Source organism: Paramylibacter ulvae, from assembly GCF_014652655.1.
Lineage (GTDB): Bacteria > Pseudomonadota > Alphaproteobacteria > Rhodobacterales > Rhodobacteraceae > Amylibacter > Amylibacter ulvae.
In genome coordinates, this window is sequence record NZ_BMZF01000018.1 from 1 (window position 1) to 6,060 (window position 6,060).

The 6,060-nt window shown below is 49.9% G+C and carries 4 protein-coding genes and 1 tRNA gene; 2 read left to right on the plus strand and 3 right to left on the minus strand.

The window, feature by feature from the left end:
* Positions 1-1,253 precede the first annotated feature (1,253 nt).
* Complete coding sequence (locus tag IE094_RS15410; RefSeq protein ID WP_189641609.1) at positions 1,254-2,456, plus strand: alpha/beta hydrolase; 1,203 nt, start codon at positions 1,254-1,256, stop codon at positions 2,454-2,456.
* A gap of 263 nt (positions 2,457-2,719) precedes the next feature.
* On the opposite strand, the gene IE094_RS15415 is transcribed toward IE094_RS15410, so the two are convergent.
* Positions 2,720-2,795: transfer RNA gene (locus tag IE094_RS15415), tRNA-Trp, on the minus strand.
* Between the two features lie 168 nt (positions 2,796-2,963).
* On the opposite strand from IE094_RS15415, the gene IE094_RS15420 reads away from it, so the two are divergent.
* On the plus strand, positions 2,964-4,529 hold the full coding sequence (locus IE094_RS15420) for a peroxidase family protein (protein WP_189641610.1): 1,566 nt from the start codon (positions 2,964-2,966) through the stop codon (positions 4,527-4,529).
* A 29-nt stretch (positions 4,530-4,558) separates the two neighbouring features.
* Here the strand turns inward: IE094_RS15420 and IE094_RS15425 are convergent, their stop codons facing one another.
* Both IE094_RS15425 and IE094_RS15430 read right to left on the minus strand, forming a co-directional pair.
* A complete protein-coding gene (locus IE094_RS15425; protein WP_189641611.1) occupies positions 4,559-5,530 on the minus strand; it encodes a zinc transporter ZntB in 972 nt (323 codons plus the stop codon).
* A gap of 185 nt (positions 5,531-5,715) precedes the next feature.
* Positions 5,716-6,060, minus strand: a 345-nt coding sequence (locus tag IE094_RS15430; RefSeq protein WP_505851491.1) for an EF-Tu C-terminal domain-related protein, incomplete at its 5' end; no start/stop codon positions are given.

Sequence of the window (6,060 nt, forward strand, 5' to 3'; positions counted from 1 at the left end):
TTATCTGCAGCCGCTTTCGACTGCCCTGATTTCTTTGTCATGCTTAACTCCTAATTGTTAAGATGAACCAGAAATCCTCCATTATTCAAATGCTCAGGTATGTCCCAAAGGTGCTGACGTTAGACACCTGCCCCACAGACAGACAGTTCACTCCACCGATAGCCACCCCCATCGAGTACCTTACACTGCGGCCCTGTGGCTGGGTTGTAGGGGCCTCAGGGTAAAAGGACCCCCCTTAGGGACCCCCTGAGAGACAGTTTGAGAAAAGACCAACAGGTTCAACAAACTCTAGGACTCCCTCAGCCCCTGCCAAGCTGCTGATCGCCCAATAAACCAAGGCTGGATCAGAGTTCCTCTCCAGAAATTGCACCGTTTAGGACCCCAAAAAGGGCCCCAGTTTCTGCGGGATGTTGTGGGTGTCGTGGAGGTTAGCCCCGGCGGGCTTTAATCACGGGGTAACAGGGCGTGGTTCACACCGTAGGCTGTGGGTGGGTCCAATCGTCGTGTTTGTTGTTTCTCTATCGGACCCTCTTTGGATACTAGTGTCTGTCTGTTGGAGAGGGGAAGAGGGGATTAGATACTAGTAATGGGAAAGAGTATGAAGAAAAAAAGGAAGAAGAAGGACCTAAACCTCCTTACTTCAATAGATATCTTCAGCCTCTAAAGCTTTAGCCTTCCGTCTTTCTTCCCACAACTTCAGCCTAGCTTCATAACCCGGTGTAATTGAAAGCTGCCCGGGGTTGGGGGTGTCTCCATCGTACAAAGGGTCGTGGAACCGATGGCCTTGGGTGGTATTCAACAATCGGTGGTTTTTGGCATGCCGCAATTTTCCGATCACTCGAGGACCGCACCTACGGGGTTAACCGAATGAGTAAAATCCTCCAAGTCTCTGTAATATTGTCCTCTTCGGGCGCTTTTTGGCTTCTGAGGGACGGCGGTCACACCTGAAGGAGAAATGCTTGCATCTTCGAAGAGCGCGTTTGATCAGTTTGTGCGCCTGTTCAGCGCGTTTTTGTCGCCCGATTTTCATGTAGTGAGAGGTATCGATTGAACCATCTGGATGGCGCTTGATGTCTTGGGGTTCATTTTGCTGTTGCATGTCAGTCGTCCTTTAATTGCTATGAACCCAGTTAAGCTTGGGCTGAGCGTTCAAGCTTGAAGATAACCTTAAGAACTCCTTGTTATTTCCGTAACCTCACCCATTCTCGAAAGATTATCTTGTCTGGTGGGGCGGATAAGTTGTTCAATGGGCCATGATGTATCAATTTGCCAAGTGTTCAATCGACCCTGAAAAACACAGGTTTCTTCGGGACAACAAACTTGTCCACATCGAGCCGCAAGTATTTGAATTACTGCTCGTACTTGCCGCAAAACAGGGGCGATTAGTCACCAAAGACGAATTGGTTGAAATCGTTTGGCATGGGCTGAGCGTTTCGGACGCAACGATCAGCGCTCGGATCAATGCAGCACGCAATGCTGTTGGGGATACGGGACGAGATCAGGCGATTATCAAAACGGTACACGGGTTGGGTTTTCAACTGATAGCTGAAGTCACAACGGCCGATGAACAGACGGTGCAAGCACCTCCAATTGATCCGGTTGACACTCAAGTTATTAGGTTTGCGCAATCATCTCATAATGCGAAGATAGCTTTCGCACAAAGTGGAAATGGGCCACCGCTTGTACGGGTTGGGCATTGGCTTTCGCATTTGGAACTCGATTGGGAAAGTACTGTCTGGCGACCGTTGCTGGAAGCTCTCGGTCATAAACATTCTCTTTATCGATACGATCAAAGAGGGACCGGCCTTTCGTCTCGCGAACTAGATGATGTAGATCTCGACGCTTTTGTCGATGATTTGAAGGCTGTTGCGGACGCGAACAAACTGGACAACTTTCCAATATTTGCCGCGTCGCAGGCCGTTCCAGTCGCAATCCGCTTCGCTGAATTATATCCAGATCGTGTCAAAGGGTTGGTTTTGTACGGCGGCTTTGCGCTAGGGCGTGCGCTGCGGGCCAAATCTCCCGATGACATCGACGAAGATATTATCTTGGGGCTGATCAAAGCCGGATGGGGCAAGGCGAACAGCCCATTTGTAAATGCATTTTCCGCGCTATTCGTACCGGACGCAACATCTGAACAAATGGAAAGCTTCGTGAAAATGCAAACCGAGACCGTGTCGCCACAAAACGCTGCACGGCTCAGGCAGATAATCGACAGGTTCAACGTCACAGATATTTTACCGTCAATTTCCGCCCCTACACTGGTAATCCACGCAAATTGCGACGCAGTGCAGCCCAGTTCGCAAGGTAGGGTACTCGCGAGTGAGATTCCGAACGCAAAATATGTTTCACTCGATAGCAGAAACCATATTCCACTTCCTCAGGAAGATAGCTGGAAACGGATGATCAACGAAACAGAAGCGTTTCTCGAAGCAATCACCAGCGGTGATTTTTGAGCCCCTCTTCAACCGCGGATGTTGTACAAACCCACTCCACCTGATGGAAGGTCCGATACCGAGACAACACACACGATAATTGGGCCCACGCAGCCTACGGTGTGAACCACGCCCTGTTGCCCCGTGATTAAGGCCCACCGGGGCTAAGGCACCCGACACCCACAACACCCGACAGAAACTGGGGCCCTTTTTGGGGTCCTAAACGATACAAATTCTGGAGAGGAACTCTGATCCAGCCTTGGTTTATTGGGCGATCAGCAGCTTGGCAGGGGCTGAGGGACTCGAACCCACGACCCTCGGTTTTGGAGACCGATGCTCTACCAACTGAGCTAAACCCCTAGAACCAAACTGTGCAGGACGAATACGGAAATGCGACTGGATTTGCAAGCACTGTTATTGTGCAATCCGATTTTTCACTGTTTTCATTTTTGGTGAGTGCTGTCACTGCGCAATCACCCTCGTAGGGTGCATACATCATCCTTTAGCAATCTAAAGGAGATTAATACAATGAGTGTATCATCTACGTCTGTGTTGCATAATGTAATTTTACCCCATTCATCATTATACAAAGGCCTGTTTGGCCGTATGTTTCGATCGCTTCCTGCTTGGACACCAGAAGAATCGAGCGAACCTGATATCATTGCTGGCTTGCAAAATTTTGCAAACGCCGCAATGAGCGAACCGCCCAATGATCCATTAGGCGATAATGCCAATATGCCTGCGGGTTATACCTATTTCGGGCAGTTCGTGGATCATGACATTACGTTTGATCCCACATCATCTCTGCAACGCCAAAACGATCCGAACAAGCTGCATAATTTTCGCACGCCACGTTTGGATTTGGACTGTCTTTATGGAGAGGGCCCATCGGATGAACCGTTCATGTACGACGATCTTCGCGGTGGTATGTTTCTGATTGGGCAGTCGGGCGAACAGAATGAACCCGATTTGCCGCGAAACATCCAAGGGCGCGCATTGATTGGTGACATGCGCAACGATGAAAATGTGATTGTCAGCCAGTTTCAATTGGCGATGCTCAACTTGCACAATCGCATTTATGGGCAGTTGATGTTTCCAAACGGCAATATGCCTGCCAAATTCGGTAAAAACGACGAAAAATTCGCACAAGCACAGCGGATTTTACGTTGGTTTTACCAATATGTGGTTTGGCACGATTGGGTGAAACGTATCGTCAAAGATGCGATTTGGAAAACCGTGTTGAAAAAGGTGAACGGACAATATGAATATGGTGGCCAGTATTATAACTGGGAATACCAACCGTTCATCCCCATCGAATTTTCTGTAGCGGCCTATCGTTTTGGCCATTCTTTAGTGCGCCCTGGATACCAGGTAAACCTGAATACCGATGTCGATTTGGGTTTCGGTGTTGAAATCCCGATTTTTCACCCCGATCGCGTTCCCGGTCAAGATGATCTGGCGCTGCATGATTTAAAGGGTTTCAAGAACCTACGCAAAAAGCACACGATCCAATGGGATTGGTATTTCCAAATGCAAAGCTCGCAAGGGCCATTCCCACAAGCATCACGCAAAATCGACCCCCAACTGTCCAGCGCTTTGTTCAAGGTGACAGAGGGCCCAGGTGGATTAAACCACCTCGCCTTTTTGAACTTGATGCGCAGTTGGCGGATGGGATTACCATCTGGCAGTGCCGTCGCACAGGCGATGGGTTTCACGCCACATCCCGTTGCCAACGCACATGAAGACGTGCTGTGGCATTACATCCTGAAAGAGGCCAGCGGCCCGAAAGGGCAATCGGGTAAAATGCTGGGTGATGTTGGTGGCACAATCGTGGCCGAGGTGTTTGGCGGATTGCTTTATGGCGACAACAGCTCGTTCATTTCTGCCGCCCCTAATTGGACGCCCAACCAAGAACCCGCGATCATGGCGTTGTTGCCGCGCGGCAAACCAGAATCAGCCGGTGACAACGATAACGATCCCGCCAATTGGACATGGGAAGTGGCCGATTTGTTACGTGCCGCAGGTGCACCAATTGATGATACGGATGTTGCCAGCACGATTGCAACAGGAGCAAACCCAAGCGCGAATAGCTAATCATTTGGGCCGCTGATACGGCGGCCCACTTAAAACCAACGCATTTTACGAAACAGCCAGACTTGTGCGGCTACAATAATCACCATTCCAAGCGCAAACCACCAAAACGCATTGGGATTATCCGCACCCGGAATGCCACCGATATTGATACCCAACAGCCCCGTTAAAAACCCAAGTGGCAGGAATATCGCCGCAATAACAGACAGGATATACATGTTGCGGTTCATCTTGTCCGCGAGCCCGCTTGCCAATTCCTCTTTTACGATTTGGGCGCGTTCGCGGATCATATCTAAATCTTCGACGTTGCGCTGTGCGATATGATAGCTTTCGCCCAAATGACGGCGGTCTGCCTCTTTCAACCAAGCCAAATCAGCATCGCGAAATTGTAAAATCGCATCTTTTTGCGGGGCAAGAAATCTGCGCAAAACCAGTGTTTTCCTTCGCGCAGCATTGATTGCATGGCGTTCTGATTGATCGACACCTTCGATGAGCTGTTCTTCCAGATCATCAACAGTATCGTCAATTTCAGAAACAACAGGACCAAGATACGCCGTTAACCGCGCGGTGATCGCCGAGGCAAATGCACCCGCATTATCTGGCCCCTTGCCCGCCCCAATATCGCTGGCCAATGATGCAATCGATCGCGATGGGCGGCGCTGCAGGCTGATGATGCGATGTTCATCAATCCAAAGGCGCACAGAAATCATATCCTCTGGCGATGAATTTTCGTTCATGTTCACACCGCGATAAATCACCAAGGCACCTTTGCCTGTGATGGTGGCGCGGGGTCGCGTTTCTTCTGCCACCAATGCCTGTACGACAAATGGATCAAGATAAGACAGGTTTTTATGTAACCAATCGGCGGCATTTGGATGGGTGGCATCCAAATGCACCCAGGCCAAATCATCGCTCTTTAACACTTCGCCGATACGTTTTCCCTGTAACGCCTGCCCCGCCGTGGCACCATTTAATCCATATGAAAAAATTACGGGATCGCTCATGTTATTCACCATTTCTGTTTCGAACCAGATTGGCTCAATCTGTGTGTTTGGACAAGTTGAAAGACATGCGACAAAAAAAGGGCGCCCCATTGGACGCCCTTTTCTAATTCATTAGCTCAGATCGTTTGGCCAAAGGCCAAGCCGACCACGCTGGATCGTTTCCCTGACGGGAAGCCGACCAGTGCTTACGCGTGGATTTTAGAAACCACACCAGAACCAACAGTACGGCCACCTTCGCGGATCGCGAAGCGTAGGCCTGCTTCCATGGCGATTGGCGCGATCAGTTCTACGTCGAACTTCAAGTTGTCGCCTGGCATCACCATTTCTGTACCTGATGGAAGCTCAACAGTACCCGTTACGTCAGTTGTACGGAAGTAGAACTGTGGACGGTAGTTGGCAAAGAACGGCGTGTGACGGCCACCCTCATCTTTGGTCAGAATGTAAACTTCTGCTTCGAATTTGGTGTGTGGGTTCACTGATTTTGGCGCTGCCAAAACCTGACCACGCTCAACACCTTCACGGTCGATACC